The sequence below is a fragment of the Geobacillus sp. PLS 41 genome (genome assembly GCF_056494105.1).
Genome location: NZ_CM151395.1, coordinates 2,279,365 through 2,293,097 on the forward strand (window position 1 = coordinate 2,279,365; position 13,733 = coordinate 2,293,097).

General features: G+C 54.3%; 17 protein-coding genes. 12 read left to right on the forward strand and 5 right to left on the reverse strand.

The features are described from left to right. The first annotated feature begins 1 nt into the window (after position 1). From ACVX3G_RS11360 to cobO, 6 genes are all read left to right on the forward strand, one after another. Entirely contained in the window at positions 2–1,201 is a 1,200-nt protein-coding gene (locus ACVX3G_RS11360; RefSeq protein WP_021322610.1) for a cobalt-precorrin 5A hydrolase, read from the forward strand. Beyond that, on the forward strand, positions 1,147–2,511 hold the full coding sequence (locus tag ACVX3G_RS11365) for a cobyrinic acid a,c-diamide synthase CobB (RefSeq protein ID WP_021322611.1): 1,365 nt from the start codon (positions 1,147–1,149) through the stop codon (positions 2,509–2,511). Before ACVX3G_RS11360 ends, ACVX3G_RS11365 begins: the two co-directional genes overlap by 55 nt. Next, positions 2,504–4,006 (forward strand): cobyric acid synthase, encoded by a 1,503-nt coding sequence (locus ACVX3G_RS11370; protein ID WP_014195893.1) that lies wholly within the window; start codon positions 2,504–2,506, stop codon positions 4,004–4,006. Before ACVX3G_RS11365 ends, ACVX3G_RS11370 begins: the two co-directional genes overlap by 8 nt. Before the next feature lie 220 nt (positions 4,007–4,226). Then, complete coding sequence (gene cobT / locus ACVX3G_RS11375; protein WP_011231284.1) at positions 4,227–5,282, forward strand: nicotinate-nucleotide--dimethylbenzimidazole phosphoribosyltransferase; 1,056 nt, start codon at positions 4,227–4,229, stop codon at positions 5,280–5,282. Then, positions 5,279–6,049 (forward strand): uroporphyrinogen-III C-methyltransferase, encoded by a 771-nt coding sequence (gene cobA, locus ACVX3G_RS11380; protein ID WP_008880165.1) that lies wholly within the window; start codon positions 5,279–5,281, stop codon positions 6,047–6,049. Before cobT ends, cobA begins: the two co-directional genes overlap by 4 nt. Continuing rightward, a complete protein-coding gene (cobO, locus tag ACVX3G_RS11385; RefSeq protein WP_479454546.1) occupies positions 6,030–6,575 on the forward strand; it encodes a cob(I)yrinic acid a,c-diamide adenosyltransferase in 546 nt (181 codons plus the stop codon). The genes cobA and cobO overlap by 20 nt, the downstream gene beginning before the upstream one ends. A 40-nt stretch (positions 6,576–6,615) precedes the next feature. Here the strand turns inward: cobO and ACVX3G_RS11390 are convergent, their stop codons facing one another. The 3 genes from ACVX3G_RS11390 to metA form a co-directional block, all read right to left on the reverse strand. Next, positions 6,616–6,765: a hypothetical protein gene (locus ACVX3G_RS11390; RefSeq protein WP_011231282.1), complete on the reverse strand. Its 150-nt coding sequence runs from the start codon at positions 6,763–6,765 to the stop codon at positions 6,616–6,618. A gap of 185 nt (positions 6,766–6,950) precedes the next feature. Further along, complete coding sequence (locus ACVX3G_RS11395; RefSeq protein ID WP_011231280.1) at positions 6,951–7,049, reverse strand: YjcZ family sporulation protein; 99 nt, start codon at positions 7,047–7,049, stop codon at positions 6,951–6,953. A gap of 172 nt (positions 7,050–7,221) precedes the next feature. Next, entirely contained in the window at positions 7,222–8,130 is a 909-nt protein-coding gene (gene metA / locus ACVX3G_RS11400) for a homoserine O-acetyltransferase MetA (protein WP_014195890.1), read from the reverse strand. 119 nt (positions 8,131–8,249) lie between these two features. On the opposite strand from metA, the gene ACVX3G_RS11405 reads away from it, so the two are divergent. From ACVX3G_RS11405 to ACVX3G_RS11415, 3 genes are read left to right on the forward strand one after another with little or no spacing between them, the layout of a single operon-like run. Beyond that, the gene (locus ACVX3G_RS11405; protein ID WP_014195889.1) at positions 8,250–8,765 is read left to right on the forward strand and encodes a hypothetical protein; all 516 of its coding nucleotides are present in this window, start codon (positions 8,250–8,252) and stop codon (positions 8,763–8,765) included. Between the two features lie 60 nt (positions 8,766–8,825). Next, on the forward strand, positions 8,826–9,302 hold the full coding sequence (locus ACVX3G_RS11410; protein ID WP_014195888.1) for a glutathione peroxidase: 477 nt from the start codon (positions 8,826–8,828) through the stop codon (positions 9,300–9,302). An 18-nt stretch (positions 9,303–9,320) separates the two neighbouring features. Further along, positions 9,321–10,466: a conserved virulence factor C family protein gene (locus tag ACVX3G_RS11415; protein WP_014195887.1), complete on the forward strand. Its 1,146-nt coding sequence runs from the start codon at positions 9,321–9,323 to the stop codon at positions 10,464–10,466. Positions 10,467–10,519: 53 nt separating this feature from the next. On the opposite strand, the gene ACVX3G_RS11420 is transcribed toward ACVX3G_RS11415, so the two are convergent. Next, the gene (locus ACVX3G_RS11420; protein ID WP_011231275.1) at positions 10,520–10,903 is read right to left on the reverse strand and encodes a DUF4183 domain-containing protein; all 384 of its coding nucleotides are present in this window, start codon (positions 10,901–10,903) and stop codon (positions 10,520–10,522) included. Between the two features lie 441 nt (positions 10,904–11,344). Between ACVX3G_RS11420 and ACVX3G_RS11425 the strand changes: the two genes are divergently transcribed. Next, positions 11,345–11,728 (forward strand): DUF4183 domain-containing protein, encoded by a 384-nt coding sequence (locus ACVX3G_RS11425; protein ID WP_015374894.1) that lies wholly within the window; start codon positions 11,345–11,347, stop codon positions 11,726–11,728. 93 nt (positions 11,729–11,821) lie between these two features. Here ACVX3G_RS11425 and ACVX3G_RS11430 read toward each other — a convergent pair whose 3' ends face one another. Continuing rightward, entirely contained in the window at positions 11,822–12,268 is a 447-nt protein-coding gene (locus ACVX3G_RS11430; protein ID WP_011231274.1) for an NUDIX hydrolase, read from the reverse strand. 250 nt (positions 12,269–12,518) lie between these two features. On the opposite strand from ACVX3G_RS11430, the gene ACVX3G_RS11435 reads away from it, so the two are divergent. Both ACVX3G_RS11435 and ACVX3G_RS11440 read left to right on the forward strand, forming a co-directional pair. Further along, entirely contained in the window at positions 12,519–12,956 is a 438-nt protein-coding gene (locus ACVX3G_RS11435; protein WP_011231273.1) for a BrxA/BrxB family bacilliredoxin, read from the forward strand. Positions 12,957–13,054: 98 nt separating this feature from the next. Next, on the forward strand, positions 13,055–13,186 hold the full coding sequence (locus ACVX3G_RS11440; protein ID WP_011231272.1) for a YuzL family protein: 132 nt from the start codon (positions 13,055–13,057) through the stop codon (positions 13,184–13,186). The last annotated feature ends 547 nt before the right edge of the window (positions 13,187–13,733 follow it).

A 13,733-nucleotide genomic window follows, 5' to 3' on the forward strand; every position in this document is an offset into this window, starting at 1 on the left:
GGTGGGAGTTGCTGCCGCGAACAACAAAAGACACGGCGCCTATGCTGTCGTGGCCATTACGAAACACGGGGTCGAGATCGCCCGACGCCTTGGAGGCGCTCTTGCGGGAGCGGACGTTTATTATACGGATAAATTCGCCCGCGGCGATGAAGCCAAGCACGGGATCCGCTTGTTTTCCGGCAACGTCAGGGCCTTGTTGCCGGAGTTGTTCGCCCGCTATGACGGACTCATTTGCATCATTTCGCTCGGCGCTGTCGTACGGATGATCGCTCCGCTGTTAAAAGACAAAAAGACCGATCCTGCGGTCGTGGTGATCGATGATAAGGCTGAACATGTGATCAGTGTTCTTTCCGGCCATTTGGGCGGAGCGAACGAACTGACGCGGCGCGTTGCTGCCATTTTAAGCGCCCGCCCGGTCATTACGACCGCTTCTGACGTGCAGCAGACAATCGCCGTCGATCTGTTCGGTCGCCAGTTCGGCTGGGAATGGGAATCAGCTGACAAGCTGACGCCGGTGAGCGCCGCGGTCGTGAATGAAGAGCCTGTCGCGATCGTGCAAGAGTCGGGGGAAACCGGCTGGTGGCCGGAAGGGCGGCCATTGCCCAAAAACATTGCCGTGTACGGCTCGATCGCGGAAGCGCTCGCTGCCCGCCCGACGGCGGCGCTTGTGGTCACTCACCGGCTGCTTGCGCCGGAAGAAGAAGCGATTTTGCAAAACGGCGTCTTGTATCGCCCGAAAGTGATCGCCCTTGGCATCGGCTGCAACCGCGGCACATCGGCTGACGAAATCGAAGCGGTCATCCATGAGACGCTCAATGAGCTGCGCTTTTCGCTCAAAAGCGTCAAAGCGGTGTGCACCATTGATTTGAAAAAGGATGAACAAGGACTTTTGGAGGTAGTCAACAAATATAGATGGGAATTGGTTGCATATACGCCAGAAGAGCTGAACACGGTGCCGATCGAAGCGCCGTCGGAAACGGTGTACCGCTACACCGGCGCGTATGGGGTGAGCGAGCCGGCGGCGAAATTGTACAGCGGGGCCGATCGGCTGGCGCTGGTGAAAAAGAAGTCCGGCAATGTGACGATTTCCGTAGCGCTCATCGATCATCAAAAGAAAGCGACCATGCAGGGAAAGGGGAAAGAGGCATGCGACGGCTTGTCATCGCCGCACCGGGAAGCGGCGCCGGCAAAACGACCGTGACGCTTGGATTGATGGCGGCCATGAGGCAGCAAGGATATACGGTGCAAGGGTTTAAATGCGGCCCGGACTACATCGACCCGACTTACCATACGGCTGTGACCGGCCGGCCGGCGTGCAACTTGGACAGTTGGATGATGGGAAGCGAAGCGGTCAAAACGGTGCTCGCCAACGGTTGTCAAGGGGCTGATATCGCCATCATCGAGGGGGTGATGGGGCTGTTTGACGGGAAACAGCCGCTTTCTGACGAGGGGGCGACGGCTGAAATCGCCGTATTGACCGAAAGCCCGGTGCTGCTTGTCGTCGATTGTTCCGGCATGGCCCGCAGCGCCGCCGCCATCGTCCATGGGTTTCAAACGTTTCGCCCCGATGTGCGCCTCGCCGGCGTATTTGCCAACCGCGTCGGCAGCGAAGGGCATTTTCGGCTCGTCAAAGCGGCAGTCGAGCAAACGTGCGGGGTGCCGGTCGTCGGGTTTCTCACGCAAGACGAAGCGTTGGCGCTGCCAGAGCGCCATTTAGGGCTCGTGCCGTCGGTGGAGCGCGGCGAACTGGATTCGTTTTTTGCCGATCTGGGGAGAAAGGTGGCGCGCACGATCGATTGGGAGACGCTCCTTTCGATTGCAGAAGCGCCAGCCCTTTGTTCTCCGGCGCCGCTCATTCGCCCTTCGCGGCCGTATCGCGTGCGCGTGGCGGTTGCCAAAGATGCTGCCTTTCATTTTTACTATCCGGAGAATCTGGAGATGCTTTCTGCCTGCGGCGCGGAGCTTGTCTACTTTTCTCCGCTCGCCGGCGAGCCGCTTCCGGATGGGGTGAACGGATTGTATATCGGCGGCGGGTTTCCGGAAGAGTTTGCCGCCGAGCTCGCCAGGCAAGCCGCTGTCAAACAGTCGATCCGCGCCGCCATCGAACACGGGTTGCCGACGTTGGCCGAGTGCGGCGGGTTTATGTTTCTCACCGAACAGCTTGTTGCGACGGACGGTTCGGCCTATGAGATGGCGGGCGTCATCCCGGGGAAGGTCGTGATGAAGACGAAGCTCGCGGCGCTTGGCTACCGCGAAGTGCGCGGTCGAAATGGAAATTTTCTATTGCCGGAAGGAGAAACAGCGCGCGGCCATGAGTTTCACTACTCCGTTTATGAGCCGCGCGGTGAGACGCCGTTTGCCTACGAAACGAGCGGCCGGAAAGGAACGAAGCCTGACGGTTATTTGGCGCACCGGCTTGTCGCTGGCTATGTCCATTTTCATTTCGCGTCCGCCCCGGCGATGGTTGAGCGGTGGCTCGCCGAATGCGAGAAGGTGACCATCAATGGCTAAGGCGCTGCCGATTATGTTTCAAGGCACCCATTCTGATGCCGGCAAAAGCGTCATCGCCACCGCGTTTTGCCGCATGTTCGCCCAAGACGGCTGGAAGACGGCGCCGTTCAAGTCGCAAAACATGTCGTTAAACTCCTACGTGACGCCGGACGGAAACGAAATCGGACGGGCGCAAGGAATTCAGGCCGAAGCGGCCGGAGTGGCGGCGCGCGCTGAGATGAATCCGATTTTGATTAAGCCAAGCCGCGAGCATGAATCGCAAATCGTTGTGCTTGGCAAACCGTACGGCAATATGCAGGCGTTCGCTTACCGGAACGAGTTTTTCCACCAAGGGCTGGCCGTCATCCGTCAGTCGCTCGAAACGTTGATGAACGAGTATGACCGGATTGTCATTGAAGGAGCGGGAAGCCCGGCGGAAGTAAACTTAAACGACCGCGAGTTGGTCAACATGCGCATCGCCCGTCTCGCCAACGCCCCGGTCGTGTTGATCGGCGATATTGAGCGGGGCGGGGTGTTCGCGAGCCTCGTTGGAACGCTGTCGCTGCTTGAGCCTGAGGACCGAAAGCGGGTCATTGGGGTCATCATTAACAAGTTTCGCGGCGATGTGTCACTGCTTAAGCCGGGGCTTGATTGGTTTGAGCAGCACACCGGCGTGCCGGTGCTCGGCGTTGTCCCCTATTTGCCGGATTTGACGATCGATGCGGAAGATTCGCTGTCGCTTGAGCGGTTTGCTTCATCTGTCGGGGGAGAGGAAGCGATTGATGTCGCCGTCATCCGCTATCCGAAAATCGCCAATTTCACCGACATCGACCCGCTTTTGGCCGAACCGGACTGCCGCGTCCGGTTGGTGACGCACGGCGACGAGCTTGGAGCGCCGGATGTGATCGTGCTTCCCGGCAGCAAAAACACGATCGAAGACTTGATTTATATGAAGAAAAGAGGACTCGCTTCCCGCATTGTGTCGCTTGTCAATGAAGGAAAAGCGAGAGTCGTCGGCTTATGCGGCGGCTACCAAATGCTTGGCGCCGTCATCCGCGATCCGTATGGAGTCGAGACGCCGCTCCCCGAAGTAAAAGGACTTGGTTTGCTGCCGATTGAAACGACGCTTGAGCGGACGAAAATCACGATCCGTACGGAAGGGATGCTTACGTGGGCGGGCGAGCGGTTTTCGGTGCAAGGATACGAGATTCATATGGGCCGCTCGGCGCCGCTTCCTGGCTATGCGCCGCTTATTGAGGCGGACGGCCGCCATGAAGGGGCGAAGCACAGTGATGAGCGGGTGCTGGGCACGTACATGCACGATTTGTTTCATAACGATGCGTTCCGCACCGCTTTTTTGAATGCTATTCGCCGCGAAAAGGGAGCTCCGTTGCACGGCGCTGTATCGTTTCACACCCGTAAGGAAGCGATGTTTGACCGGCTTGCCGCCCATGTCCGCGAGCATGTCGACGTCGGACGGATCGAACAGATGATGCGTCAATTTCAGCGGCTGTGATCGATATGGAAAATGGTGGTGCGGAGGAACGGCCGATATGGCCCGCTTTTGCCGAGCGATTGGCTCGGTTTGGGGGTGCGAATTCCTCTGTAAAGCGGGGGTGGCCGGCCTTCCACTGCGCTAAAGCGTGACGGGGGAAAGCTGCTTTTTCGCCCCTCAATCATAGACGAGAAAGGAGGAAGCGCCTATTCCCGCTTGATGGGGATATGGTGCGACCGTGATGAATGCTTCCATCCCACCGATCCGCCGTGAAATGGTGGAACAAGCACGTGATTACATCAATCAGCTGACGAAACCGCCCGGCAGCCTCGGCCGTCTGGAAGAAGTGGCGGCCGCGCTTTCCGGTATGACTGGAGAGCTGCTCCCACGCGTCACTCCGCCCGGAGTGCTCGTGTTTGCGGCCGACCATGGCGTCGCGGAAGAAGGGGTGTCCGCCTATCCGGCCGAAGTGACGGCGCAAATGGTGTACAACTTTGCCAACGGCGGAGCGGCAATCAACGCCTTCAGCCGGCAAATCGGCGCGTTGCTTCAAGTCATTGATGTCGGTGTTGCCGTGCCAATTGCTGATGAGCGTGTCATTCAGAAGAAGGTGCGCCCGGGAACGAACAATTTCGCCAAAACGGAAGCGATGACGCCGTCCGAGGCCGAACAGGCGCTTTATGTCGGTTACGAGCAGGCGGCATCCATCATTGAACAAGGCGCCCGCACGCTTATTGTCGGCGAAATGGGCATCGGCAATACAACCGTTGCGAGCGCTTTATTGGCCACGCTCTCCGAGGAGCCGCTTGAGCGCATCGTTGGCAAAGGAAGCGGCATTCAAGAGGAGATGCTTGCCCATAAACGGGACGTCATCCGCCGGGCGCTCTTGCTTCATCGGCCGGATCCGGCGAAGCCGCTTGAATGGCTTTCGAAAATCGGCGGGTTGGAGATCGCTGCTATGGCCGGGGCGATGCTGGCAGCCGCCGAACGGCGCATCCCGATTTTGCTTGACGGTTTTATTTGCACGGTGGCTGCCCTTGTGGCCCGCCAGTTTGCCGTGAACGTCACAGACTATATGATTGCCGGCCATCGTTCGCAAGAGCCGGGGCACAGTATAGCCCTTCGTTTGCTAGAGAAGGATCCGCTTTTGGATCTCGGCATGCGCCTTGGCGAAGGAAGCGGCGCGGCGGTAGCGTTTCCGCTCTTGATTTCAGCAATGGCGATGGTGAACGAAATGGCGACGTTCGCCTCGGCGGGCATTTCCACGGCCAATGCGAAAGGGGAGAAGGGGCGATGACCGTCGGCAAAGTGTATTTAGTCGGCGCTGGGCCGGGTGATGAAAAGCTTATCACGGTTTACGGCCGCGAATGCCTAGAACGGGCGGATGTCATTATTTACGACCGGCTCATCAACCGTAAGCTGCTGCGCTACGCGAAGCCGGACGCTGAGCTTCTTTACTGCGGCAAAGAGCCGGGAAAACATGACACGGTTCAAGAACAAATTCATGAGCTGCTCGTTTGGCATGCGCAACAAGGAAAAACGGTCGTCCGCTTAAAAGGCGGCGATCCGTGCATTTTTGGCCGCGTTGGTGAAGAGGCGGAAGTGTTGGTGAAAGCCGGAATTCCGTTTGAAATCGTTCCAGGGGTGACATCCGGCATCGCTGTGCCGGCGTACGCCGGCATTCCGGTCACCCACCGTGATTACGCCGCCTCGGTGGCGATGGTCAGCGGGCATCGGAGTGAGCGGATCGATTGGGAGGCGCTGACTCGAGGATGCGATACGATCATTGTCTACATGGGAGCGGCCAACTTGTCGGATATTTGCGGCCGTTTGATGGCGGCCGGAAAGCCGTCGGATACGCCGGCGGCCATCATTGAATGGGGGACGACCGAGCGGCAGCGCACGGTGGCGGCGACGCTTTCGACGCTGTCAGACGAGGCGGAACAGGCGGGCATTTCCCATCCGGCCATCATCATCATCGGCGATGTCGTTCGTCTGCGTGAGACGCTCCAATGGTTTCCGGAGCGGCAAGGGGGCGTGGTCGATGCCGACGCCTCGTCGTAGCGGGCGTGTCATCGTTTATACGGGCGACGGAAAAGGAAAAACGACGGCCGCATTGGGGCTTGCCCTGCGTGCCGTCGGCCGGGGAATGAACGTCGCGGTTTTGCAGTTTTTGAAATCGCCGGAACGAACATACGGCGAGCAGTTGGCCCTAGAGCGCCTTGGCGTCGACGTCCGTCAGCTCGGCGCCGGCTTCACATGGACGAAAACGCCGGACATCCACCGGGAAGCATTGAAGCGTGCCTGGGCGGTGGCCAAAGAATATGTGTATTCCGGACGGTATGATATGATTGTGCTCGATGAACTGAACAATGTGTTGGCCATTGACCGCTTTCCCGTTGAAGATATCGTATCAGTCAGCGAGGTGCTCGAGCTGATCCGCACGCGCCCGCCGTCGCTCCATCTTGTCATCACGGGGCGCGCGCGCGCGCCTGAGCTGATGGCGGCTGCCGATATCGTTACGGAAATGAAGCTCATCAAGCATGACTATGAACAAGGAAGGACCGCGATGAAAGGGATTGAATTTTAGAAGCAAAAAAGCGGCCGTTTTTTAGCCGCTTTTTTGCAGGTTAGGCATTTTCATCGGTTTTGTCATTTTGGATTTTGTTTTGCCGACGTCCTTTGCTGTTATCGCCGGAAACCGGGCCGCGAAGCAAGGCCATCGGATCTTGCGTTGGCGCGTTTTGATTGCGGCTGCCGTTGTTTGGGCGTTTCGTCATGAGCTCCACCTCCTTTGGCTGCCGTTGTCATACGTTTAGCATGGACGATGCCTTCATTCCTATGCATGGTTGTCTACAGCCCAGCATAAAAAAAGCGGGAAGCGTTCGTGTTCCCGCTTTCCCGCTGCAAGCCGGCCGGATGCTGGCAAACACGGCGGCCGGATGAAGGCAATCAGTGATTTCGGTTAGTAGGCATATCCGCCCAAGCAGGCACATCCAACAATAATCAACAAAATAAACAGAACGACAATCAACGCAAAGCTGTTTCCATGCCAAGCGCCCATCATGTTCACCTCCTGGTGGAATCTATCGTATTGTATGTCAAAAAAAACTAAAAGAACAGGGCGATTGTCGAAACACGAAAACAATCGGCCAAAATGAGAAAAACGCCTTGCATATGTTTCAGCAAGGCGTTTTTTCGGGATGGTTCAAGTGAAATGATTGCATATATTGATTTCATTCCCATTCATAAGGCGTTTCTTGATACACGTAATAGTTCAGCCAGTTGACAAACAGTAAATTGGCATGCGAGCGCCATGTGTTCAGCGGCGGCTGGCTTGGGTCATCATTGGGAAAGTATGATTCTGGGATGTGAATCGGCAGCCCTTTCGCCAAGTCGCGTTCATATTCTTCTTTGAGCGTTGTCGCATCATATTCTGGATGACCCGTTAAGAAAATGCGGCGCCCGTCGTTCGATGCAACGAGGCAAACGCCGGCTTTGTCGGACATGGACAAAATTGTGAGATCTGGCACTTTTTCGATGTCTTCGCGCTTGACGTCGGTATGGCGGGAGTGCGGCATGCGGAACACATCGTCAAAACCGCGCAATAGTTTCACGTTTTTCGCTTCCACCGTATGGTTGAACACACCGAAGCATTTTTCCGGCAATGGGTATTTCGGAATGCCGTAGTGATAGTATAAGCCAGCTTGTGCTCCCCAACAAATGTGCAACGTTGACGTGACGTTCGTTTTCGTCCATTCCATGATATCGGTCAGCTCATCCCAATACGTAACTTCTTCGAACGGCAATTGCTCGACCGGGGCTCCGGTGATGATCATTCCGTCGAACTTGCGATGGCGGATGTGCGGGAAAATCGTGTAAAATTGTTCTAAATGATGTTTGCTTGTCGTTTTCGGCTCATGGGTCGCCGGGCGCAAAAAGGTGACGTTCACTTGCAGCGGCGAGTTGCCAAGCAGCCGCAGCAACTGTGTCTCTGCTTTTTCTTTTTCGGGCATCAAGTTTAAAATGATGATGTTGAGCGGCCGGATGTCTTGGGAGTAAGCCCGTTCTTCGTCCATCACGAAAATGTTTTCCTGTTCGAGTATTTCTTTCGCCGGCAAGTCTTTTGGAATGTTGATTGGCAATGGTGTCCCCTCCGTTTCTGTCTCGTTACTAAATACCTTAATTATAAAAACTTTGTCAACATTCTTCAATTGATTTTTTTGACCTTAAACAGCTGGTGAACAAAAAGGGGGAATTCCGATTGGATCCGACAGCCTTTGACAATTTAAAAACGGTGTTGGAAGGGGCGGTATATGACGCGGATTTGCAAGGGCGCATTGCCGTGGTCGAGCGCCGCGACCTTGTCGATTTGGCCCGTTTGTTTCGGGAGTACGCCATTTCATTTCGGCTGAATGATGCGCCCGATCCGCTCGTCGTCTGCACCGCGCGGCTTTCGCTTGATTTTGCTGAGCTGGTCAATGAGCGGCTCTATCACGGCCGGGCCGGCTGTCGGCTCGCTCTTCTGTTTACCCTTCCGGTTCGCCGCTCGTCCGTTTGTGCGCTCATTGAAGGAACGCTGCGGACGATTTGGGGGGAGGAGCGAATCATCCGGCAAACGCTCCGCTTTCCATTTCCACATGAACGCGGCCCGTATGAAAATGAAGCCGTGGTCGAATTTGCACGCCTCATTTATGAGGAAAACGCCGCCGATTTGCCGGAGATGGTGCCGTATATGGTTTCATCACTTGAACAATTGCAGCTGTTCGCCGGGCAGTAACGATGCAAAAAGTAGAAACAAACCATGAAATCCGCTATGATGGAGATGAGGTGAAAAATCATGAGTGTATATGAATTCAGCGCCAAAACCATTCGCGGAGAGGAACAACCGCTTTCCGTCTATCGAGGCAACGTGCTGTTGATTGTCAACACGGCGAGCCGTTGCGGCTTCACCCCGCAGTATAAAGAACTGCAGGAGCTGTATGACGAATATCGCGATCGCGGGTTTGTTGTGCTCGGCTTTCCGTGCAACCAGTTCGGCGGCCAAGAGCCGGGGACGGAAGAGGAAATCGAGCAATTTTGCCAGTTGAATTATGGTGTGACGTTCCCGCTGTTTGCGAAAGTGGATGTGAATGGTGATCACGCCCATCCGCTGTTTCAATATTTGAAAGAAGAGGCGCCGGGGGCATTGGGAACAAAGGCGATCAAATGGAATTTCACGAAGTTTTTGGTCGACCGCAACGGCAAGGTTGTAGCTCGTTTCGCACCGCAAACAAAGCCAAGCGAGCTGAGAAAGGAAATTGAAAAGCTGCTGTAAGGCAAGGAGGGGTAACGCTTGCGCATTCAAGCGATTGAGCCGACGCCAAGCCCGAACACGATGAAAATATTGCTTGATGAAGAATTGCCTTCCGGCACGCGCCATAACTACAAACCGGACAACATCAGCGAAGCGCCGCCGCTTATTCAAGCATTGATGCGCATTGACGGAGTGAAAGGCATTTACCATGTCGCTGATTTTTTGGCTATTGAACGCCATCCGAAATACGACTGGCGCGACATTTTGGCGAAAGTGCGCGAAGTGTTCGGCGAGAAAGTGGATGACGGCGCCGAGGCAAAGCCGAAAGGAAACGAACATTTCGGCGAAGTGAAAGTGTTCGTGCAAATGCTGTACGGTCTGCCGATGCAAGTGAAGCTTGTCGATGGGGAGCGCGAACACCGCGTCGGGCTGCCGAAACCGTTTATGGACGCGGTCATTGAGGCGCAAAAATACGCAGGAAATGTTGTGCTTGAGCGCAAATGGGTCGAAAAAGGAGTGCGCTACGGCACGTTTGAGGAAATCGGCCGCGAAATGGTCGATGAGCTGTCGGCAGCCTATCCGCCCGAGCGGCTGGAGCGGATCGTCAACATGTTCCGCCGCGGCGAGCAGGAAAAAACGGTGCAAAAGCGTCCAAGCCTCAAAGTGACGAGCGAGATGCTCGATGACCCGGATTGGCGCAAACGGTATGCCGCGCTCGAACAGATGGCCGAGCCGACCGAGGACGATATCCCGGTGTTGGCCAAGGCGCTCAAGGATGAAAAAATGGCGATTCGCCGCCTGGCGACGGCGTATCTCGGCATGATCGGCGGCAAAAAGGTGCTTCCGTATTTGTATGAAGCGTTAAAAGATCCTGCTGTCGCTGTCCGCCGCACCGCCGGCGACTGTTTGTCCGACATCGGCGATCCGGAGGCCATTCCGGCCATGATCGAAGCGCTAAAGGACGAAAGCAAGCTCGTCCGTTGGCGCGCGGCCATGTTTTTGTACGAAGTCGGCGACGAATCGGCGCTGCCAGCGTTGAAAGCGGCGGAAAACGATCCGGAGTTTGAAGTGAGCTTGCAAGTGAAAATGGCCATTGAACGGATCGAAGGCGGCGAAGAAGCGAAAGGGTCTGTGTGGAAGCAAATGACGGAGAGCCGGAAGAAAGAAAACGAAACAGAACAGTAAACCAGGCGCGCCCATCGGTGCGCCTGTTTTTATGATCGAAAAGAGTACGGCTGTTACGTCGTCACAGTAGTGTTGGAGCTTGGAGCGAATTGGACAATTTCGAGCACAACCGGGGTGTTAGCTGGAATCGAGCCGCTTCCGGTCGGGACGGTAATGGACAGTGACCCGACGCCGGTAGCTCCTGGGGTGTACGTCGATATCCCTTCCATTTGCAAAACGCCGTTAATGTACACGTTAAAGTAGCTATTGTTAGTTGCCAATGCTGGCAGCTGTGTCGCTTGGCTGCCGTCGTCTTGCAAAAAGCTGGCTGCGTCGATCGTTAAGGTTGCTCCTTCTGCTGTTTCAGCTGTTGTGATGTAAAAAAATCTTGCGACGTCTGGTGCAACCTCTGTCGTGGTAGTAGCGGCGACAAACAATTTAATTAATTGCAAAGCCATACAATCTCCCCTTCTCCATTTTGTGTTTAACATGCTGTGGCCCCGAAGCTGAGCCAATTATCATCCGTTCTTTTTAGTATCTGGAACTCTGTTGGCAATCAGCCGGTGCCATAGGTTCATTTTATTGTATGGATTAATTACAGAGGATGGCTCGGCGATTGCCGTAATGGGAGAAAAATGATGTTTTTGCCCTGCTATACCAGCCTGTTTTACCAGTGAATTTGAATTATGAAACAAACATTTTAAACGAATTTGGTCGTTTTATGATCCTGTTATAATAGACGGAATTAAGTGGAATATAGTGATTTTTTACTACCGTTCATTAACCTGCCATTTTGTTTGCTATTCACTTTGAAGATGGGAGGTGAATATACTAATGCAAAATATCTTGCGGAGTGAAATGATCACGAAACAATATGGTGTGTTTGGGTGAGCAAACGAATGAAACGGACATCTTCAACAGCAAAACATGTGATTGCTGCTTCCAAAGTATACGATTGGACCCATGCTGTACTGACCATTCCCCTCCGTGTGGCGCTCCACTTCCCTCCGCGTGTCTTGCAGGCGGAAACGTACCAGTATAACACCATATCAGACGGAGTGAAAACCGTCTATACAGACGGCGATGAACTGAGAGAGTACGGCGACCGCGGTATTTTAGATCCGAAACATGTATCATGGATCAACTTGTTTATTAATGGGGTGCTGCAACCGGAAAAACTGTATGAGGTGGAAAAGGGGAAACTGACGTTGAAAACAGCCGAGCCGCCGCCAAAAGGTGCGCCGATTATTCTTCAATTTATTACCATTAAAATGGGCTTCTAAATTTTTTTGCCCCTCCAGCTGCGGATTTGGTTCTTAGAAAAGAGTGTTTTCAACAATGGTGAAGCCTTGGAGAGAGCTCCAAGGCTTGGCTCGTCATCCCCTGAAATATTGTTCGATAAAATCTTTAACAAGAGGAGAGAGTTCGTTTGGCAATTCATGAAAAGGGAAGAATTTCACTTCCAGCGATTCTTCCCCGTCTTCTTTCAGTTCTCCACCGCGGATATCACGGGTGAGATAAACAACAGTGACTGGGTAATATTGATCTCCATTAGGCAGCCGAACAAAATATTTTTTTCCAGAAAACACATCGACTAGTTCCAGTTTGCCGATTTCCAGCCCTGTTTCTTCCCACACTTCCCGCCGGGCTGCTTCTTCTGCGGACTCCCCCAACTCCAACAAACCGCCGGGCAGTCCCCATAAGCCGTCGCGGCGTTTCTGCAATAAAATCCGCCCGCATTCATCGGTGACAGCGACCCCGGCTCCCGCCAAGATGATCGGCCGGGTTCCAATGATTTTTCGCAGTTCTTCAATGTATCCCATGTGCACGCTCCTTTCATGGCCATCGATGGCATAGTATATGTTTGGTCGCTGACAATGGCCGCGGCGGTTGATAGAAAGCGAAACGAAATCGCTCGTTTGATGGCGGCCAAACGGGTGCGTTTAGCCCCGTTTGTTCTGAATGATGCCGTTTAGAGACATGCGGCCGTGGACGGTTCTCTTCATTGATTTTTCAAACGAAAATATAGTATGCTGATAGCGCAGCGATGATGAATGTGGAGGGATGAGGGCAATGTCAATGGCTTACGAAGACTATATGCGCCAACTCGTGCAGCCGATGCGCGATGAACTTGTCCGCGCCGGTTTCCGCGAATTGCGCACAAGCGAAGAAGTCGAGCAGTTTATGAAACAAGTGGAAGGAACGACGTTTGTTTTTGTCAACTCAGTGTGCGGCTGCGCCGCTGGATTGGCGCGCCCCGCGGCGACGCAGGCGGTGTTGCGGAGCGAGAAAAAGCCGGACCATTTGGTGACGGTGTTCGCTGGCCAGGATAAGGAAGCGACAGCGAAAATGCGCGAGTACTTTGTCGGTTATCCGCCGTCTTCGCCGTCGATGGCGCTCTTAAAGGGGAAAGAAGTCGTTCACTTCATTCCGCGCGAAGACATCGAGTTTCACTCGATGGAGGACGTGATGGAAAATATTTTGGCTGCGTTTGACAAATATTGCGGCTGATGCGGTGCGAGCGAGGAGCGAACCGCTTGCGTTGATTCGCTTTCGTTCCGCATACAACGGCGCGTTGGCGGGAACGATAAGGGCGGAGGTGATCGGGCGTGCCGAAGCGGAAAAAAGATCGTTCGAAAACGGGCGTCAGCGCCCCAGATGTTCGAGGGCAAGGCACGACGGAGACGGAGACAGGCGCGTTCGAGCTTGACTCTGCCCGCAAAAAAACAAAAATCGATTAAAAAGGAGCTCCCGATGCGGGGCTCCTTTTGTCGTTTTCATGCGCAAACTCCCTTCGCATCCAACAGAATGCCAAGGGAGCTGGATGGATCGCCAAGAGCGTTTAGGCGTTGGCGATACAACTATAAATAAAGTAAAGCAATGTAATGAGGCTGGCCGCAAAAAAGATCGTGTTCATGTTTCATTTTTCCCGCCTTTCTGTCTATATTTTCGCTGAGAATCTATGATACACTATTCATGTGAACTACCCCCACTTCGCTTTGCTTGAAGTGGGAGCTTCTCAGTTCCACGACGAAAGCATTCTTTCGTCTCCCTGAGCGTGACTTCGGGTCGTCCCAACCCTAGGCATCCGACGATTCGGAGTTCTTTCGCGCCTTGGATATTTTACGCATGGAAGGCTTTGCTTGGTTTTCGCATTGGATATTCTCCATGCAACCCCCTATATCCAGTTCACAAAGAACATGATATACCTTGATTTTATCATGTGTTTTGGCTGACGCCAACCGACATCCATTTGTCGCTGATCGCTGGGCTGCAACCTTCACGCGG

Excerpts from the sequence above, each read along its gene's own strand:
- ACVX3G_RS11425 (WP_015374894.1), top strand. The coding sequence starts at position 11,345 with ATGAAACGGACATCTTCAACAGCAAAACATGTGATTGCTGCTTCCAAA.
- ACVX3G_RS11420 (WP_011231275.1), bottom strand. The coding sequence starts at position 10,903 with ATGGCTTTGCAATTAATTAAATTGTTTGTCGCCGCTACTACCACGACA.
- cobO (WP_479454546.1), top strand. The coding sequence starts at position 6,030 with ATGCCGACGCCTCGTCGTAGCGGGCGTGTCATCGTTTATACGGGCGAC.
- cobA (WP_008880165.1), top strand. The coding sequence starts at position 5,279 with ATGACCGTCGGCAAAGTGTATTTAGTCGGCGCTGGGCCGGGTGATGAA.
- ACVX3G_RS11370 (WP_014195893.1), top strand. The coding sequence starts at position 2,504 with ATGGCTAAGGCGCTGCCGATTATGTTTCAAGGCACCCATTCTGATGCC.
- ACVX3G_RS11430 (WP_011231274.1), bottom strand. The coding sequence starts at position 12,268 with ATGGGATACATTGAAGAACTGCGAAAAATCATTGGAACCCGGCCGATC.
- cobT (WP_011231284.1), top strand. The coding sequence starts at position 4,227 with ATGAATGCTTCCATCCCACCGATCCGCCGTGAAATGGTGGAACAAGCA.
- ACVX3G_RS11410 (WP_014195888.1), top strand. The coding sequence starts at position 8,826 with ATGAGTGTATATGAATTCAGCGCCAAAACCATTCGCGGAGAGGAACAA.
- ACVX3G_RS11435 (WP_011231273.1), top strand. The coding sequence starts at position 12,519 with ATGTCAATGGCTTACGAAGACTATATGCGCCAACTCGTGCAGCCGATG.
- ACVX3G_RS11395 (WP_011231280.1), bottom strand. The coding sequence starts at position 7,049 with ATGGGCGCTTGGCATGGAAACAGCTTTGCGTTGATTGTCGTTCTGTTT.
- ACVX3G_RS11365 (WP_021322611.1), top strand. The coding sequence starts at position 1,147 with ATGCGACGGCTTGTCATCGCCGCACCGGGAAGCGGCGCCGGCAAAACG.
- ACVX3G_RS11390 (WP_011231282.1), bottom strand. The coding sequence starts at position 6,765 with ATGACGAAACGCCCAAACAACGGCAGCCGCAATCAAAACGCGCCAACG.